The organism is Actinacidiphila yanglinensis (assembly GCF_900107965.1).
Lineage (GTDB): Bacteria > Actinomycetota > Actinomycetes > Streptomycetales > Streptomycetaceae > Actinacidiphila > Actinacidiphila yanglinensis.
On record NZ_FNVU01000003.1, the window covers coordinates 649,074 to 666,044 of the forward strand.

Genomic DNA, 16,971 nt, shown 5'->3' on the forward strand with positions numbered 1-16,971 from the left:
CCGTGACCTGGTGCTTCTTGTCGGCCAGGTAGCAGTCGGCTTGGTATTCTGCGGGCGGGATGTGGCCTATTTCACAGTGCAGGCGGTGGTGGTTGTACCAGTCGAGGCGGCGGTCAGTTCGACGTCGGACAGGGTCTTCCAGGATCGGCGGGGCTTGACCGGTTCGGTCGTGAACAGGCCGATCGTGGATTCCATCAGGGCGTTGTCCCATGCGTTGCCGACAGATCCGGTAGAGGCCGCGATACCCACCCGCTGAAGGTGTTCAGTCGGGGCGAAAGAGGTGGATTGCGACCCGGCATCGCTGTGACGAATCACGTGGCTGAGGCGCAGAAAATCGCGCCCGTGGTCTGCGTGCAGAACTCCTACGGCCTGGACTGGCGCCGTGCCGACGAGAGCGGGCTGGGAAACCCCGCCTCTGGGAGCCCCCTCCACCTGCGCCTGCGCCTGTGCTCCGTCGCAGCCCAACTCGTCACCACCGGCCGCCGCCGGCACCTGAGATTCACCCGCCACTGGCCCTGGACGGATGTGATCACCAGCGCTGTCCAGCGACTCGACGCACTGCCGAACCCTGACTGACCAGCAGCAACGACCTGTCCCGACGAACTCGAACCACCCACCGGAGCCGTGGGACCCCCGCGCACACCCGATGCGACAGCCGGGCCACCGGTCTACCCATCACCGACCCGACAGGCCGAAACGGGCTGCCGGAGAATCCGACGGCCCGTCACGAAAGATCGAGGCTGGTGTGCGTGTGTGAAGTGTGCTCGGCAGGCCACTTCCAGCAACGATGCCTTGCTCCGCCGCTTGAACTGCCCGGTCCACGGCCCGAGGTCATCCACCGCAGGTCCTGGGAGATCTTCGTCAGTCGGCCGGCGATGATTCGCAGCTGTCCGCTGGGGTCATCGATGCCGTGCTTCCGGTTGGCACCGGACAGTATCGACGCCTGTGACCCAGGTCTCAGTGCGGCCGTGCAGCGGACGGGGCGGTATTCACGTTGAGGAGAGGTGACAGGAAGGGGGGAGCGTATGGAGACCGACTTTCAGGCTTTCGTCGCCGCGAGGTCGACCGCGCTGTTCCGGGGCGCCTTCGTCCTGACGGGCAACCGTGAGGCAGCGGAGGACCTGGTCCAGGAGACCCTGGAGCGCGCCTGCCGCAAGTGGCGCCGTATCGCCGGGCAGGAGGCTCCGGAACTCTATGTGCGGCGGATCATGGTGAATTTGGCCAACGACCGCTGGCGCAGGTTCCGCCGTCTGGCTATGGCCTCCGATCCGGAAAGCGGCGACAAAGCCGCCCCGGGAGACGAGTTCGAGCAGGTGGACAGCCGGGACCAGTTGGTGCGTGCCCTGCAACAACTGCCCATGCGAATGCGCACGGTCGTGGTGCTGCGGTACTTCCACGACCTCTCCGACACTGAGATCGCAGCCGATCTGGACATCTCACCCAGCACGGTGCGCTCCCAGCTCGCTCGCGGAATCGAGAAGCTCAGAGGCCAGCTCCCCGTACGCTCCGCCCCTTCATCACGGCAGCACACGGAAGGAATCCGATGACCTCGTACGGGGACGTGCGGCCTTCCGGCTGCACACCTTTCGAAGAGGAACTGATGAACGCCATGGACCGATTCGCGAGCTCCACCGAGGCTCCCGACTTCGACGGGCCCCAAATCCTGCGCCGCACCCGGCGCAGGCGCAGCATTGGCATCGCCGCAGTCACCGCCGCTCTCGTCGCGGCGGGCGGGGGCACGGCCCTGGCGGCCGTGTCCTCCGGCGGCAGCAGCCCGACCGCGGCTGTTACCCGCACGGTCACCAACAGCGACGCCACCACCATGCTCTACAACGATCACGGAGTGAAAATCCCGGTCGACTTCTCCGGGCGGGACCTCACTCTGGCCAAGCAGGAGCTGCTGAAGACCCAGACGAAGCTCGGCACGGTCACCAAGGGCTCGGTCAAGAACTGCAAGCCGGGTTCCGTGATCGGGGTGGACCCGCACACCCCGAAGGTCGTGAACAGTGGCGACACCGTCAACCTGACCATCTGCGCCGGCTGACCGGGACCCTGACGGACGCCCGCCCCTGCACCAATCAGGGGCGGGCGTCCGTCACCATGATCACACCAGTCCGATTCCAACGGCGGATCCAAGGATCAAGGTGACGCCTGTGGACCTGACTCTCACCGAACGCAGCCGCTGATCGCGCAGACCCGGCCGTGGCACGGCAGGATGAGAACAGGTGGTGTCGGCACCGAGGCCGGCACCACCGGAACGGCAACCGACACCTGCCGGCTCCTGTCGCGGGAGCGCTGGGTGAGCCGAGGGCCCGATTCCGGCTGGCGAGGGTGACGTGCGTGGGCGTCAGGGCTGGTCGACGGGCAGGTTGTTGCGGTAGGCGTAGCGGACGGCCTGGGCGCGGTCGGTGACGCCGATCTTCGTGAAGATGCGGTTGATGTGGGTCTTGACGGTGGCCTGGCTGACCACGAGGCGGGCGCAGATCTGGCTGTTGGACAGACCGTCGGCGATGAGGGTGAGGACTTCGCCCTCGCGCGGGGTCAGGCCGTCGGGGAGTGGGGCGGCCGGGCCTGGTGAACTTCCCTGGCGGACCCAGGAGTTCACCGGCGCGGAGGCGTCGAGCTGGATCGCGGCGACCAGGCGGGCCTGGACGACGGGGTCGAGCCAGGTGCGGCCGCCGTGCACGTTGTGGATCGCGGCCTCGACCTGGTCGTCGTCCGCGTCCTTGGTCAGGTAGCCGCGTGCGCCGGCCCGCAGGGCAGGGAAGACCGAGTCGTCGTTCGCGTAGGTGGTGAGCACGAGAACCGCGGTGTCCGGCAGCCGTTCGCGCAGCAACTCGGTCGCGGCGACGCCGCCGAGGACCGGCATGTCCAGATCCATCAGCACCACGTCGGGGCGCAGCAGTCCCGCGAGTTCGACCGCATCGGCGCCGTTGCCGGCCGCGCCGACCACCTCGATACCCTCCAGCATGCCGACCAGCAGGACCAGCCCGTCGCGCACGACGCGCTGGTCGTCCGCGACGAGCACCCTGATCTTCGACCCGGGTCCGGGTTCTGCTCCGGGTTCGGGTTCGGCATTGGGCTGCGTCACGCGGGTATCTCCATCCGTACGGTCCATCCGTGGCCAGTTGGACCCGCGCTCGCCTTGCCGCCGGCCAGGGCCACCCGCTCGCGCATGCCGGTCAGGCCCAGGCCCGAGCCGCCGGACACCGGTGCCGGGGCGGGGGCACCGCTGTCGCGCCGGTCCTCGACGGTCAGTGTCATGGACTCCGGCTCGTAGCGGAGGGTCACGACGGTGCGGGCACCGCGCGCGTACCGCGCCGCGTTGGTCAACGCCTCCTGCGCCCCCCGGTACAGCGCCACGCCCGCGTCGCCGGGCACCGGCCGCCGGGTCCCGATGACCGTCATCGACACGTCGAGTTCCAGGTCGGTGCGGTAGCGCTCGACCAGTTCGGCCAGCCGGTCCAGGGAGGGCGGCCGGTCCCCGCGCAGCGCGCTCACCGCCCGGCGCGCGTCGCCCAGACCGTCCTTGACCAGCTTCGCGGTACGGTCCAGCACGCCACGCAGTTCCTCGTCGGCTCGATTGCGGCGGGCCATCCTGCGGGCGGCCTGGACCTGGATGGCCAGCCCGGACAGGGTCTGGGCCAGGACGTCGTGCAGGTCCTGCGCGATCCGGGTGCGCTCGGCCAGTGCCGCGGCCTCGGTCTCCGTCTCCCGCGCGTCCTCCAGCTGGGCCAGCAGCAGTTCGGCGCGCGCCTCGTTGCTGCCCGCCTGCCGGATGAAGACCGCCATGACGGCGAGGACCGCGCAGAACTGGATCTGGCTGACCAGGTTGGTGGCGCTGCCGTCCATCCCGGCGAGGTTGGTGCCGAGCAACTCGCCGACCAGCACGCCGCTCAGGACCATGGCCGGGACCCGCCGCAGCACCAGGAAGGAGGTCAGCACGCCCACCGATGCCGGGAGCACGGACATGGCGTGGGGTTGCAGCACGCCGAGCGCCAGCCCGAACTCGCCGACCAGCAGGCAGTACACGACGCACGGAAGCGGCGCCGTCACCTGCCATCGGCCGGAGGCGACGGCCGCGATCGGCAGCAGGCACCCGGCGAGCAGCAGGGTGACGGCGAGGTGCACCCCCTGGACACCGGGCGCGGGACGGGCAGACAGCGACTGGACGCCGATGGTGACGAAGATGACCCACAGCAACGACAGCAGGCGCCTGATCCTGCGTTCCCGCCGGTCCTGGACGCGCTCCATCGCCACCGCCAGCCGAGGGCTGACCGCGACGGCGGGTGGGCCGGCAGGGAGGTCCGTCATGCACTGAAGGATAGGGCGGCGGTCCGGGAGGGTTGCAACGTGCCGCGGCCAGCGACCGCGGGGTCCGGGGCCAGGTCACGGAGCGGGCCGGGCGCCACCGGGGAGGTGGGTTCGGCGGGCTCGGCGCTCCCGCATCGTCCGCTGCTCCGACCGCTCGTACGGGTCAGCCTGTGCGCGCTGCTCCGGCGGCTCGTACGGGTCAGGCCGTGCGCGCTGCTCCGGCGGCTTCCGTCCTCGTACGGCTCCGGTTCCGACGGCTCGCGCCGCTGGTGCGGTTCCGTCCCGCTGCCCTGGCGTTCACCGCCCCCGCGGCAGGCCGGATCCCATGCCCACGCACTCAGCCCAGGGTCGGTGCGGACGCTGTCGCGGCACTCGCGGTGACCCGGCGCGCCCTGGTCCGTATCACGATGAGCCGGGCCAGGACCTGCGCGAAGGCCATCAGCAGGAGCGCGACGGTCCACGCGTCGGCACTGGTGATCATGTGGTCGCGGCTGAACCGCGCGATGTGTTCGGCACCGCTGTGGGCGGACCAGAACTCGAACCCGGAGCGCAGCAGCATCCCCGCGATCCACAACGCCGCCGCGGCCACCCCCGCCTTGGCGAACGCGACACCGTCCGAGCCGCGGCTCATCAGCGTGGCGGCGCCGCAGGCGAGCCCCAGCACCGCGCCGACGACCGCGCCGACGACATACAGCCTCACGTCGTGGCCCGCGGTCGGGAAGGACTTGAGGTAGTACGCGGCCGCCGCCGCGACGCACACCACCGGCAGCATCGCGGTGCGCAGGGTGACCCGGGTGCCGCGGATCTGCGGTATCACCAGGAGGATCAGTACCGCGGAGATGAGGTAATCAGTCGTCGTCACGCCCTTGAGACTGCCGTCCGCGCGGCGCCGCAACGTCAGCCGCAGGGTTGACCGTGGGTTGGTGTCCTTCGTCAACCCCTGGGTTGACGAGGTGAGGTGCCGGAGGGTCCGCTTCGGGACCGGGTGGGATCTGCTACCTGTCGCACTGTGTGCCGCGGATCAGCGCGTAGCTGCCGCCGATCCGGTAGGTGCCGGCGGTCGGGGCGTACAGCCGGGTCCAGTCGCCGTCCGCCTTCACACAACCATGCCGCTCTCCGTGGGGGCCTTCGATGCCCAGTACCGGGGACCACGGGATGCGCAGCAGCACTGAACCCGCCCGAGGTGTGGTCACCGTGAGTTCGGCCGGTCCCGCCTCGTCCACGACGGCCGGCGGATCGGCGAGCGGAGCGGCGCCGCTCACCCGGTACACGCGCCAGTCCGCGTTCCGCCAGACCGGACGCAGCCAGGGCTGGCCGGCCGCGACGAGTCTCGCCTCGGCCACCGCGGCGAAGTCCGGCTGGACGGACGGCAGTACGACGTACCCGACGCCCCAGTGCCGCAGCCAGTCCCGGTAGGCGGTGGCGGTGAGCGTGCCGCGGTAGAAGAGCGGGTCGCGTTCTACATCGGCCTGGCGGTTCCAGCCGCGGGCCAGGTTGACGTACGGCGACAGGCCGGATGCTTCCCAGTGGGAGCTCATGGGCACCACCTCGACGCGGCCGCGGTCGGCCCGTATGCGGCGCAGTTCCGAGATGAGCGGGCCCGCGTGCTCGGCGGTGGCGGGAGACGCGTGGGTGGTCACCTGGTCGTAGACGGGCTCGGCGATCTGCCAGGTCGCGACGCAGCCGAACGCGAGCCACAGCGTCAGGGCCCGCCGCGTTCCCCGGGGGCTGCCCATCGCCACGATCAGCAGCACGGTGCCGCCGAACAGCAGCGCCAGGCGTTCCACGTTGCTGCCGATGGGCGACGGTACGGCCCAGGTGAGCAGGACGCCCAACGCGTAGACGAGCGCGCCCAGTCGCATCGACCGCCAGGTCGCCGGCACCACCCGCGAGATCCCCACGGCGACCGCCAGCGGGAGGACCGCCAGGTACCAGGCGAAGGGCTGCACGCCGTAGAAGGGGAACAGCAGCGAGGTGGTGCCCACCACCAGCGGCGGGGCGGCGGCCAGTACGCAGGCGTCGGCGCGGCGCCCGCCCAGGAACAGTGCCGCCGCGACCACCAGCACGAACAACCCGGCCACGGGGCTGCACAGGGTGGCCAGTGCCCCCATCGTGGTGGCGACCGCGGAGCGCCACAAGCGACCGCGGGAGGCCCGCTCGGCCGGGAACAGCAGCGCCGTCGCAAGGAGTCCGAACAGCATGCCGAGGGCGAAGGTCGCCCGTCCGGAGACCACGTCGCACCACAGGGCGAACGCGGTCCACAACACCGGTACCAGCGGGCGCTCGACGCCGGCGCGGAGCAGCAACGCCGCGGTGACGGCAGTGGACATCGTCCCCGCGACGACCGCGGTCGTCCGCACTCCTATCACCGCCATGATGTAGGGCGACAGGACGCTGTAGGAGGCCGGGTGCATGCCGCCGTACCAGGACAGATCGTAGGAGGCCGAGGGATGGGCCCGTATGAAGTCGGTCCAGGCGTACTGCGCTGCCAGGTCGCCGGCGTTCCTTGCCAGGAACACCGCCCACAGCAGGTGCAGCACGGCGGCGACCACCGTGGCCACCAGGACCGGATGCCGGGGATCGGCCCGCTGGAGCAGCGCCCGCGCGCCATGCCACGGTCCCGGGCGTGCGGGCCGGCGGGCGGTCGCTTCGCCTTTCCGGTCCCGGCGGGACGTTCCACCGGTATTGCTCGACGGAGGGTGGACGCCTGCGCCCCGGGCTGCCGGCCGGGCGCCGAACCGGGTGGTCCCCGCAGGGGAGTCCGTCAGGACGGTGCCGCTCGGTACCGCGCGCGTCCCTACGGCCTCCGCGCGCCTCGTGCCAAGGCGGTGGACGTCGCGAGACGACACTGCGGACAGCCTCCTTGGCGGCCGGATCACGATATGAATCAACTCCGGGCTCGCCGACGGGACTGGAGGCCGGGGGCACGGCGACGCCGTCACCCGAGGCCGAACGGCCCGGCCGGGTGTTCCGATCAACCTACTACATGATGTAGAAGTCGGGGAGCGCGAACGATCCGCCCGCCCGTGGAGGCGTGACCCGCGCCGCCGCGCCGAGTTCAGGAGCGCGGCACCGCCGGGGCGGGCGAAGCCACCCTGAGACGTGAGGGCGTACCGGCCCGAGAGGCGGGTGCCGGTCGGACCACCCCTCCCGGACCACCCCTCACCGAATCACCTGTCAGGAAACCGACATACACCGGGGTCGGAGCAGTGCCCCGGCGACATGGGGCGGCCGGTTTCCGCTGCCTAGGCTCGGAGACGCGGGGGCACGGGCAGAGGGAGCGCATGTGACCGCACCGGCGGTGGCCGTCATCGCGAGTGACCCGATGACGCGGGATGGCGCGTCCTCCTACTTTCGGGCCAGCGGGCGGGTCGACGTTCTTCCGCCCGGGCTGCACGGCTGCGCCGACGTGGCGGTGATGTTCGCCGGGCGGGTGACCGAGGAAACCCTCGCGGCGATGCAGCGGTTGACGGCCACCGCCACCAACCGCGACCTCGGCATCGTGCTGGTCGCGGAGGAGATCGGCGAGTCGAGACTGCTGCCCGCCGTGCGCCACGGCATGGTCGGTTTCGTGCACCGCTCGGACAGCGGCGGAATGGAACAGGTGCTGAAGGCCGTACTGAGCAGCCGTAACGGCCGGGCCGACCTCCCGCACGCGCTGGTGAGATCCCTGATCGACCACGTCAGGGCGCTCCAGGGCAGCGTGCTCGATCCGCTCGGCCTCGACCTGTCCGGACTCAAGGACCGCGAGATCGAGGTCCTCCGGCTGCTCGCCGACGGGCTGGACACCGGCGAGGTCGCGGCGAAGCTGAACTACTCCGAACGCACCATCAAGACCATCGTCGGGTCGATGACGCTGCGACTGGGGTTGCGCAACCGCAGCCACGCCATCGCCTACGCCATACGATCCGGCGCCCTTTGAGGTTCCTCGGCGCGGACGGCCGCCACGCGACGGCCGGTGCCTACGCTCCCTGCCGGAACCCACACCCCCGGCGGACCCGGGTGTCGGATCGGGACACCCCGGCGGCCGCTGCGGGCGGAAGGATTCACCAGGCGGGCGACAACCGATTGCAGGAAGGCGGACGTCATGGTGGCAACCGACGGCGGCGGATCCGGTTTCACGGGCTCTGATGGTGTTCTCTACCACACGACGCCTCACGACCTGAAGGAGAAGGCCGTCGACATCAGCAACACCCAGCAGGTCGTGCAGGGCCAACTCGACACACTCAAGTCGTATGTCCAGGACCTGGAATCCGTGTGGGGAGGCATCGCCGCCAGCACGTTCCAGAACCTCATGGGTGACTGGGACACCTGCGCGGCCCGGATGCAGAACGCCCTGCTCGGCATCTCCGACGGCCTGTCGAACACCGCTGACAACTACGTGCAGGGCGAGCAGACGAACGTCACCAACTTCAGCAGGGTGGTGCTTCCGCCCGCCCGGCTTTCCTGACAGCGGCGAGAAGACGAGACCACACCCAGCACGCCCATCCCCGTTCTGAGGATTCGACATGCCCGATATCGAGAGCTCGACCATACGGGTCGGCACGGAACTTGAGGGTGCCGGTGGCTACCTCAACGGACAGGCGGACCAGATCATGGGCGAACTGCACGCCCTGAAACGCCGTATCCAGTCGCTGATCGACACCTGGAACGCCCAGTCCGCGAGCGATTACCAGGAACGCGTGCACGAATGGGACATGGCCGCGATCGGATTGTTCGGAAGCGCGGGAGAAGGCGGCGTGCTCGGCGAGATCGCCGCCGCGATGAAGGTGAACTGGGGCAACTACGTCGGCGCCGAGGAGGCGAACATCAAGACGTGGTCCGCCGCGCACTGACCCCGATACGGCAGACCCGGCCCCACGGCCGGCAGGTGACAAGGACAACGCCCAGTGGAGAATGAACGCTGCCACGTGACCGTGGTGGGAGCGCGGCGGCGCGTGGACCTCGCGGTGCCCGCGGAGGCCGCCATCGCGGAGTACACCCCGGCCCTGCTCCAACTCGTCGGGCAGGTGGAGTTCGACGAGACCCTGCCCCCGGTCTGGTCGCTCGCGCTGCCCGGTGCGGTGCCCTTCGCCCCCGAGGCGTCGCTGCGGGAGAGCGGTGTCGCGGACGGTGCGACGCTGTATCTGCGCGACGTCGCCGCCGACGAGTTCGACGAGCCCGTGGTCACCGACCTGGAGGAGACGGTCGCGCGCACCGACCAGGGTTTCCGGGTGTGGAACCGGCGCTCGCGCGCGTACACCACCCTGATCCTCGGTGTACTGAGCCTGATCGCGGGCTTCGTCGTGCTGGCCCGCACCGGCGGCCGGGACAGCGTGCTGCCCGCCACCCGGGCCTGCGCCGTCCTCGTCGCGCTGTCCCTGGCCGTGCTCGCGTGGCAGGCGACCCGTCAAGGGTGGTCCCTGCCGCTGCGGTTGCGGCTGATCATGGCGTACGCCGCGATGCCGCTGCTGGCGGTGGCCGGCGCCACGCTGCCGCGTCCGTCGAGCGTCGCCCCCGTGCTGGTGGCGCTCGGCGCGGGCGCCCTGCTCGGAGCGCTGATCGGCCTGCTCGCCATCCGCCACGCGACGACCCTGCTGGCGGTGGCGATCACCGCGCTCGCCCTGGCACTGACGGCGTGCCTCACGGCGGCGCACGCCACGCTGCCGGAGGCGTCCGCGGTGGTCGGTGTCACCCTGCTCGCCGTGCTCGGCGCGGCTCCCGGGCTCTCCGGTCACTTCGCCGTGCTCGCGGGATCGAGCGGCTCCGCGGCGGACGGCCACGACGACGAGGCCGGCGTGGTGAGCCTGGTCAAGCGCGGCCAGCGGCTGCTGATCGGAACCAACCTGCTGGTCTCGGCGGTCGCCGCCGCCTGCCTGGTCGTGCTCGGCTCGACGCACCAGGCGTTCGCGGTGGCGCTGGCCGGCTGCCTCGGGGTGGCGCTCGTCCTGCGCGCGGGACGGCTGACGATGGCGCCGGCGGTCGTGCCGGTGGTGGTCGCGGGGACGACCGGGCTGGCGGCCACGCTCACCCGGGCGCCGGGCGCCTTCGGCGCGCCCGGCTGGGCGGGCCCGGCCGTCCTGCTCGGTGCGGCGGTGCTCGCTCTGGCCGCCGGCCTGGGCCGGGCCTTCCGGGGTGCCGGAACCAGCGCGCGCCCGTCCTGGATCGACCCGCTGTCCGGGTTCCTGATGGTGGCCTGCGTGCCGCTCGCCGTGGGCGTCTTCGGCGTCTACGGCACCCTGCTGAACGCGGGGCGGACGCCGTGACGTGCCGGGAGAACGGAGCGCGCCGCCCGTGAAGCGCACTGTGTTCCGGGTCGCGGACCGGGGCTGGGGCACCTACCGCAGCATCACGGCCGCGCTCCGGGCGGCGGACGAGCGCACGGAGATCCGTGTCCAGCCGGGGGAGTACCAGGAGTCCCTGGTCCTCGACCGGGACGTCACGGTGGTCGCGGAGAAAGGGCCGGGAACCGTGCGTGTACGGGCCCCGCACGGTCCCGCGGTCAACGTGACCGGCGGTTCCCCCGTCCTGCGGGAGTTGACGGTGGTGGGCGCCGGCGACCGCGGCCCGGCCGTGGTCCTCGGCGGCGGTGCTCCGCTCCTCGACCGGTGCGCGGTCTCCCGCGGCCGGATCGAGATCGTGCGCGATGCCGCCGCGCGGCTGCTGTCGTGCACCGTCGAGGACGCCGCCGGCTCGGGTGTCCACGTGACGGGCACGGCCGGCGCGGTCGTCGAGGACTGCGTGATCAGGGCGACGACCGGGCACGGGCTCACGGTGAGCGACGCGGCGCGCGCGGAGGTGCGGCGCACCACGATCGAGCGGGTGACCGGGTGCGGGATCGTGACCGCGGGCGAGTCGGGCGGCATCTTCGAGGACTGCACGGTCCGTCACACGGGGGACGCGGCGGTGCTCGTGCACTCCCACGCCCGCCCCCTCCTGCGCGGGTGCCGGCTCCATGACAGCACCTCCGAAGGCGTGCGGATCACCCGGGCCGACGGCACCGGGGCCGAGGTCGCGCCGCGCCCCGAGCCGGACGCCGCCACGGCCGGAGGCCAGGAGCAGCGGATCCGGCTGGAGAGTTGCGAGATCTTCCGCACCGGCAAGGAGGGCGTGCTGGTCGACGCGGCCGAGGCGCGGCTGAGGGACTGCCACGTCCGCGAGACGGGCGGGGCGGGCGTGGTCGTCTCGGGCGGCGGCCGGCTGGAACTGGAGGGCACCCGCGTGGTCGACGTGCCCGGAACCGGTCTCGCCGCCCTGGACGACGCCGAACTGCTGGTGCGCGACAGCACCGTGGCCCGTACCGGCGCCAACGGCGTGCATGCCTCGGGCCGTTGCTCCGTCGTGCTGGTCGGGTGCGAGATCTCCACCACGACGTACACCGCCGTGAACGTCGGCGGCAACGCCCGTACGGTGCTGCGCGGTTGCACCGTGCGGGACAGCGCGCAGCACGGGGTGGGGGTGGAGGGCGCGGCGAACCTCGTCGCCGAGGACACCCGGGTGGAGCGGGCGCGGATGACGGGCGTCGACGTCCACGAGGCGGACGCGGTGCTGCGTCGCTGCGTGGTCAGCGAGGCGGACACCGGGATCCGGCTGGAGACCGGGCACCGGCCGCTGCTGGAGGACTGCGAGGTGCTGCGAGCGGCCAGGACCGGCATCGAGGTCGCCGCCGGCACCGGCGCGACGGTGCGCGGCGGGCGGGTGGAGGCACCGGGCTCGGCGGGCGTCTTCCTCGACGAAGGGAGCGAACCCTGGATCGAGGACCTGGCCATCTCCGGCGCCGGGGGCAGCGGGCTGGTGATCTGGTCCGGGGCGAACCCCCGGGTACGGTCGGTGACCGTGGCCGGCGCCGCGAAGAACGGCGTGTACGTCGGCGACGGCGGTGGCGGGCTGCTGGAGGACTGCACGGTCTCCGCGACCGGCTTCCCGGCGGTGTACGTGGGAGCCAAGGCCGCGCCGGTGCTGCGCCGGCTGGTGGTGCGCGACGTGGACGAGGACCTGTCGCAGGACGACGACGCGGCGGCCCGGTTCGAACTCTGCCGCAGCCACGGCGTCAGGATCGCGACCCTTCCGGTGGAGGCCGCGGACGCGGCGGTGACTCCGGCCGTGGGCGCCGTGCACGCGATGGCGCCCACGCTCGGGGGACGGGCCGGCGCCGGGACGGCCGACCAGGAAGCGGCCGACCAGGAAACAGCGGGCGAGGACCAGTTGCCCGAACTGCTCGCCGAACTGGACCGGTTGGTGGGCCTGGACGGCGTCAAGCGGGAGGTGGCGTCGATGGCCAAGCTGATGCGGATGGTCAAGCGCCGTCAGGAGGCGGGCCTGCAGCCGCCGCCGCTGAGCCGGCACCTGATCTTCGCGGGCAACCCCGGTACCGGAAAGACCACGGTGGCCCGGTTGTACGGCCGGCTGCTGGCCGCGCTCGGGCTGCTCGCCAGCGGCCACCTGGTGGAGGCCGACCGCAGCGCGCTCGTGGGCGAGTACGTCGGGCACACCGCGCCGAAGACCACCGCGGCCTTCCAACGGGCGCTGGGCGGCGTGCTGTTCATCGACGAGGCCTACGCGCTGGTGCCCGCGGGGCAGGGCAACGACTTCGGCCAGGAGGCGATCTCCACCCTGGTCAAGCTCATGGAGGACCACCGCGACGACGTCGTGGTGATCGCGGCGGGCTACCCGGACGACATGGATCGCCTCATCGACTCCAACCCGGGCCTGGCCTCCCGCTTCACCCGCACGCTGCGCTTCGACGACTACTCCTCGGCGGACCTGGTGGAGATCGTGGAGCACCAGGCGTCCCAGCACGAGTACCTGGTCCAGCCGGACACCGTGCATGCCCTGCTGGGTTACTTCGACGCCATCGAGCGGACCGAGCGCTTCGGCAACGGGCGCACCGCCCGCCAGGCGTTCCAGCGGATGACCGAGCAGCACGCGATGCGGGTCGCCGACCTGGACGACCCCAGCGACGAGGACCTGACCGTGCTCCAGCCGGCCGACGTGCCCGCGGTGGTGGCGTGATGACCTGCCACCACCGCGGGCCCGCCGGCCGTACCGGGGCGCTGCTCGGCCGTCCCCGGCGCCCCGATCCGCCGGGTCTACGCGGTCGCGGGGCCGGAGAGGTCCGGGCGGGTGGCGGTGACCGAGCCGGTGGGGTCCGGGAACCGCGCGGCCCGGTCGACGTGACCGTAGGACTGGCCGGCGCCGTTGATCATCGCGAGGTAGTTGCCGAGCAGTTCGAGCGCGTTGCTCTGCAGGGCCAGCGCCTTCTGCATCGCCGGGTTGATGTGGACGGCGAAGCTGTCCCCCAGGTCCGCGAGGGTGTTCTGGTCCTCGTTGTCCGTCTCGTCCGGTGGCGGGCTGTAGCCGCCGGTCGAGTTCGCGTTCAGCCCGGAGCCGACGGAGCCGGACGAGATCGGCGGGTCGGTGTGCGCGGGTCCCCAGAACTGCCCGTGCACGACCGCATCGACCTTCTGGCGCAGCGACTCGTAGCTGGAGACGGCACCGCGCCCCTCCGTCAGCAGGGTGCTCTCGGTTGCCCGCACGGTGGCGGCGTCGAAGACGACCGGGCCACTGTCGACCACGTCGTCCGGCGACTGCCCGCCGGGCGCCCCGCCCGGGTCGATGTTGAAGCTCGGGGGAGTGTCCCAGTCGACCGTCATGGTCGGGACGAGATTGCTGAAGTCCTTTCCGCTGTCGGGGTCGTCGTCGTTGTTCTGGGTATCGGCCATGAGGTCCTCCTGTGCGCGTGCCCGGCGGCAGAAGCGTCCCGTCATTCCGGTCGACGCCCGCCGGCGGGAATCAGTTTGTCATATCGAGACCCGGTGGCGAAATCCCGGTACCGGTATTCCGGCGGATTCGCCGGAGAACGGTGGACCGCGGCCGGCGGTGGAAGGAGAAAGACTCATGACGACGTCGTCGACGGGGAATTCGGATTCCCTCGCGATGCCCCGCGGTCATTCCCTGACCGACAGGGTGGACACCTGGCAGGACGCGACGCCGTCCGTGCCCGCGGGCGATCACCCGGGCCTGGCGACACGGCCGGTGCTCGGCCGCCCGGCCGGAACCCCGCCGTCGCACGGCGGCGGCCAGGACCGGGTGTCGTCCCACGGCGGCGGGGGTTCGGGCGGGGGCGGGGGTTCGGGCGGTTCGGGCGGGACCATGTCGCTGGAGGAGTTCCGGGTCGCCCTGGCCCAACTCGGCGGCGCCATCACGATCGTGCGCACCCAGAGCGGGCACGTCTCGCACCTGGTCGGCCAGATCAGGACCTGTTTCGACGGGGCCCAGAGCGCGTGGGAGAGCCCGTCGGCCGTCTCGTTCGAGACGATGTCGACCTGGTTCACGAACGGCTCGCACGCGCTGGAGAACCTGCTGCAGGAGATGGTCCGGCGGATGGGGACCGCCTACGACAACTACGAGGCGGCCGAGAAGGCCAACACCCACAACTCCGGAGGCTGAGCGTGTCAGGGAACGCCGACTACGACGTCAGCACGATCAGGATCGACCCGCACGCGCTCGGCACCGGCAGCGCGAAACTCGTGTCGCTCGCCAACGACGTCGCCGACGCGATCAAACGGGTCGGCGACGCGGTCGCCGACCTCAAACTCGGGTGGGTGTCCAAGAGCGCCGACGAGGCACGGGCGTTCAACGACCGGTGGAATCGCGTGATGAAGCAGATGTTCGGCGAGAAGGACGGCGAGATCGGCATTCTCCCCGCGATGGCCGGCGGAATTCTGGCGACGGCCGTCGCGTACAGCAATCTGGAAATCGAGCTGCAATCCGCCTTCCTCAAGTTCTCCGGCGGGCTCGCCGACACCGGCGGCGACGGAAGCCAGCCGTCCGACCACACCGGGCCCGACTACCCCATCACTCAGGACTACCCGAACTAAATGACCAGGACAGATTTCCACCGCCCGGCCAGGACCTTTCCGCCGTCGCTCCCCGAGACCCAGGTGGCGCTGGCCGCCCCGCCGCAGAAGGCCCCGCAGAACCAGGCGCAGACCTGGCTGTACATGCTGCTGCCGCTGCTCAGCAGCATCAGCATGGCCGCCTACATGTTCACCTTCGGGCGACCGTGGCTGATGATGCTCGGCATCGGCTTCGTGGTCGTCTCCGTCGGGGTCACGGTCCTGGTGCGGACCCAGACGAGGAACGCGAACCGGCGCGCGGAGTACCGCCAGCGGGACCGCTACCTCGACTACCTCGGCGACGTCCGGCGCCAGGCACGGGAGTCGGCGGCCGCGCAGCGCGCGGCCGGCGCGTTCGTGCACCCGAGCCCGCAGCGGCTGTGGGCGATCGCCACCACCGGCCCGCGCCGGGTGTGGGAACGGCGGCCGTCCGACGCGGACTTCCTCAAGCTGCGGCTGGGCATCGGCCACGCGGCTCCTGCCCTGCGCCTCGTGCTGAGCAGGCACGGTGACCCCACCGCCGAGCACGACCCCGAGTCGAGCCGGCGGGCCGAGCGGCTCGCGGACGACTTCGCGACGGTCAGCCGCCAGCCGGCCTGGGTCGATCTGGCGCACACCGGCGTCCTCAGCGTGCTCGGCCCGCGGGAGCGCACCGCTCCACTCGTCGGCGCGCTGCTGATACAGCTGGCGGTACTGCACGCCCCCGACGACGTGCAGGTGATCGCCCTCGCCGAGGAGGAGGACCATCCCTGGGCGTGGGTGAGATGGCTGCCGCACGCCCGTCAGCCCGATCGTGAGGGTCTGGTCCCCATGGTGGCCACCGGTATGGACGGCATAGCCGACCTGCTCCAGTCCCATGTGGACCTCGTCCGTGACGAACGTGACGAACGAGGCGCCTCGTTGGGTCTGCGGCGGGAGGCGAAGGCGACGCGCCATCTGGTGGTGGTCCTCGACGGTTTCCGGCCGGACGCGGAGTGGGCGCGCCTGCCGCTGGTGGCCGACCTGCTGGCCGTGGCCGGGGCAGAGAGCGGGTTGCACGTGGTGTGCGTGGTCGGGCGGGAGAGCGAGGAGCCGAGCCGGGTCGACGTGCGGGCCCGGGTCGACGCCGCGGGCGGCCTGGCCCTGGAGAGCCGGTATCCCGTCCTGGTGCAGGCAGCCGAGGAGGCGGTCGCCGACGTGTGCCCGCCCCGAGTCGGTGAACAAGTCGCCCGGGCGTTGGCGCCGTTGCGGTTGTCGGGTGAGCAGGAGCAGGTGCTCGCGCGGACGGTGGCGTTGCCGGAGATGCTGGGGGTTGCTGATCTCGGGTCGTTCGATCCGACGGAGTTGTGGCATGCGCCGGATGACGAGGCGTTGTTGCGGTTGCCGATCGGGTTCACCGGGGACGGTGCTCCGCTGGTGCTGGATCTGAAGGAGTCGGCGCTGGGTGGTATCGGTCCGCACGGTCTGGTTGTTGGCGCCACCGGCTCCGGTAAGAGCGAGTTGTTGCGGACGCTGGTGACGGGGTTGAGCATGACGCATGCCCCGGAGCATCTGGGTTTCGTGCTGGTGGACTTCAAGGGCGGTGCGACCTTCGCGGGGGTGACCGAGTTGCCGCATGTGGCGGGGTTGATCACGAACCTTGCCGATGATCTGGCGATGGTCGACCGGGTGCGGACCGCGTTGCAGGGGGAGCAGCAGCGCCGGCAGCAGATGCTGCGCAGGGCGGGGAACGTGGACTCGGTGCGGGAGTACCAGATCCTGCAGGCGGCCGGCGGGGTCGATGAGGACGGGCGGCGGTTGG

Annotated in this window: 16 protein-coding genes and 1 pseudogene; 11 read left to right on the forward strand and 6 right to left on the reverse strand. The window is 71.4% G+C overall.

Going from position 1 to position 16,971, the window contains the following annotated elements; all coding sequences use genetic code 11:
• Window positions 1–66: 66 nt before the first annotated feature.
• Complete coding sequence (locus C4U44_RS41080; RefSeq protein WP_146088223.1) at window positions 67–249, reverse strand: hypothetical protein; 183 nt, start codon at window positions 247–249, stop codon at window positions 67–69.
• 152 nt (window positions 250–401) lie between these two features.
• On the opposite strand from C4U44_RS41080, the pseudogene C4U44_RS09790 reads away from it, so the two are divergent.
• The 3 genes and pseudogenes from C4U44_RS09790 to C4U44_RS09800 form a co-directional block, all read left to right on the forward strand.
• Window positions 402–576: pseudogene (locus C4U44_RS09790) on the forward strand (transposase); the annotation flags it as partial.
• 449 nt (window positions 577–1,025) lie between these two features.
• Window positions 1,026–1,547, forward strand: a complete 522-nt coding sequence (locus tag C4U44_RS09795; protein WP_103885252.1) for a SigE family RNA polymerase sigma factor — start codon at window positions 1,026–1,028, stop codon at window positions 1,545–1,547.
• 62 nt (window positions 1,548–1,609) lie between these two features.
• Window positions 1,610–2,044, forward strand: a complete 435-nt coding sequence (locus C4U44_RS09800; RefSeq protein WP_235031931.1) for a hypothetical protein — start codon at window positions 1,610–1,612, stop codon at window positions 2,042–2,044.
• 303 nt (window positions 2,045–2,347) lie between these two features.
• Here the strand turns inward: C4U44_RS09800 and C4U44_RS09805 are convergent, their stop codons facing one another.
• From C4U44_RS09805 to C4U44_RS09820, 4 genes are all read right to left on the reverse strand, one after another.
• Window positions 2,348–3,091 (reverse strand): response regulator transcription factor, encoded by a 744-nt coding sequence (locus C4U44_RS09805; protein WP_235031932.1) that lies wholly within the window; start codon window positions 3,089–3,091, stop codon window positions 2,348–2,350.
• On the reverse strand, window positions 3,088–4,314 hold the full coding sequence (locus C4U44_RS09810) for a sensor histidine kinase (RefSeq protein WP_235031933.1): 1,227 nt from the start codon (window positions 4,312–4,314) through the stop codon (window positions 3,088–3,090). The genes C4U44_RS09805 and C4U44_RS09810 overlap by 4 nt, the downstream gene beginning before the upstream one ends.
• Window positions 4,315–4,651: 337 nt before the next feature.
• Window positions 4,652–5,176 (reverse strand): hypothetical protein, encoded by a 525-nt coding sequence (locus tag C4U44_RS09815; RefSeq protein WP_103885333.1) that lies wholly within the window; start codon window positions 5,174–5,176, stop codon window positions 4,652–4,654.
• Between the two features lie 133 nt (window positions 5,177–5,309).
• The gene (locus tag C4U44_RS09820; protein ID WP_235031934.1) at window positions 5,310–6,875 is read right to left on the reverse strand and encodes an MFS transporter; all 1,566 of its coding nucleotides are present in this window, start codon (window positions 6,873–6,875) and stop codon (window positions 5,310–5,312) included.
• A gap of 725 nt (window positions 6,876–7,600) precedes the next feature.
• Between C4U44_RS09820 and C4U44_RS09825 the strand changes: the two genes are divergently transcribed.
• The 5 genes from C4U44_RS09825 (at window position 7,601) to C4U44_RS09845 (ending at window position 13,305) form a co-directional block, all read left to right on the forward strand.
• The gene (locus C4U44_RS09825) at window positions 7,601–8,236 is read left to right on the forward strand and encodes a helix-turn-helix transcriptional regulator (RefSeq protein ID WP_103885255.1); all 636 of its coding nucleotides are present in this window, start codon (window positions 7,601–7,603) and stop codon (window positions 8,234–8,236) included.
• A 165-nt stretch (window positions 8,237–8,401) separates the two neighbouring features.
• A complete protein-coding gene (locus C4U44_RS09830) occupies window positions 8,402–8,764 on the forward strand; it encodes a WXG100 family type VII secretion target (RefSeq protein WP_103885256.1) in 363 nt (120 codons plus the stop codon).
• A 58-nt stretch (window positions 8,765–8,822) separates the two neighbouring features.
• Complete coding sequence (locus C4U44_RS09835) at window positions 8,823–9,149, forward strand: WXG100 family type VII secretion target (RefSeq protein WP_103885257.1); 327 nt, start codon at window positions 8,823–8,825, stop codon at window positions 9,147–9,149.
• 54 nt (window positions 9,150–9,203) lie between these two features.
• Complete coding sequence (gene eccD / locus C4U44_RS09840; protein WP_103885258.1) at window positions 9,204–10,559, forward strand: type VII secretion integral membrane protein EccD; 1,356 nt, start codon at window positions 9,204–9,206, stop codon at window positions 10,557–10,559.
• A 28-nt stretch (window positions 10,560–10,587) separates the two neighbouring features.
• Window positions 10,588–13,305, forward strand: coding sequence for a right-handed parallel beta-helix repeat-containing protein (locus C4U44_RS09845; RefSeq protein ID WP_146088224.1), 2,718 nt, complete (start codon window positions 10,588–10,590; stop codon window positions 13,303–13,305).
• A gap of 77 nt (window positions 13,306–13,382) precedes the next feature.
• Here C4U44_RS09845 and C4U44_RS09850 read toward each other — a convergent pair whose 3' ends face one another.
• Window positions 13,383–14,015 (reverse strand): hypothetical protein, encoded by a 633-nt coding sequence (locus C4U44_RS09850; protein WP_103885260.1) that lies wholly within the window; start codon window positions 14,013–14,015, stop codon window positions 13,383–13,385.
• A 175-nt stretch (window positions 14,016–14,190) separates the two neighbouring features.
• Here C4U44_RS09850 and C4U44_RS09855 point away from each other — a divergent pair, with 175 nt between their 5' ends.
• The 3 genes from C4U44_RS09855 to C4U44_RS09865 all read left to right on the forward strand — a co-directional run.
• On the forward strand, window positions 14,191–14,742 hold the full coding sequence (locus C4U44_RS09855) for a WXG100 family type VII secretion target (protein ID WP_146088225.1): 552 nt from the start codon (window positions 14,191–14,193) through the stop codon (window positions 14,740–14,742).
• A 2-nt stretch (window positions 14,743–14,744) separates the two neighbouring features.
• Window positions 14,745–15,173 (forward strand): WXG100 family type VII secretion target, encoded by a 429-nt coding sequence (locus C4U44_RS09860; RefSeq protein WP_103885262.1) that lies wholly within the window; start codon window positions 14,745–14,747, stop codon window positions 15,171–15,173.
• Window positions 15,174–16,971 (forward strand): FtsK/SpoIIIE domain-containing protein (locus C4U44_RS09865; RefSeq protein WP_265737315.1); only part of this gene is annotated, 1,798 nt, incomplete at its 3' end.

Coding starts and splice junctions, on each gene's coding strand:
- C4U44_RS09855 (WP_146088225.1), top strand. CDS start 14,191: ATGACGACGTCGTCGACGGGGAATTCGGATTCCCTCGCGATGCCCCGC.
- C4U44_RS09795 (WP_103885252.1), top strand. CDS start 1,026: ATGGAGACCGACTTTCAGGCTTTCGTCGCCGCGAGGTCGACCGCGCTG.
- C4U44_RS09800 (WP_235031931.1), top strand. CDS start 1,610: ATGGACCGATTCGCGAGCTCCACCGAGGCTCCCGACTTCGACGGGCCC.
- C4U44_RS09830 (WP_103885256.1), top strand. CDS start 8,402: ATGGTGGCAACCGACGGCGGCGGATCCGGTTTCACGGGCTCTGATGGT.
- C4U44_RS09835 (WP_103885257.1), top strand. CDS start 8,823: ATGCCCGATATCGAGAGCTCGACCATACGGGTCGGCACGGAACTTGAG.
- C4U44_RS09810 (WP_235031933.1), bottom strand. CDS start 4,314: ATGACGGACCTCCCTGCCGGCCCACCCGCCGTCGCGGTCAGCCCTCGG.
- C4U44_RS09850 (WP_103885260.1), bottom strand. CDS start 14,015: ATGGCCGATACCCAGAACAACGACGACGACCCCGACAGCGGAAAGGAC.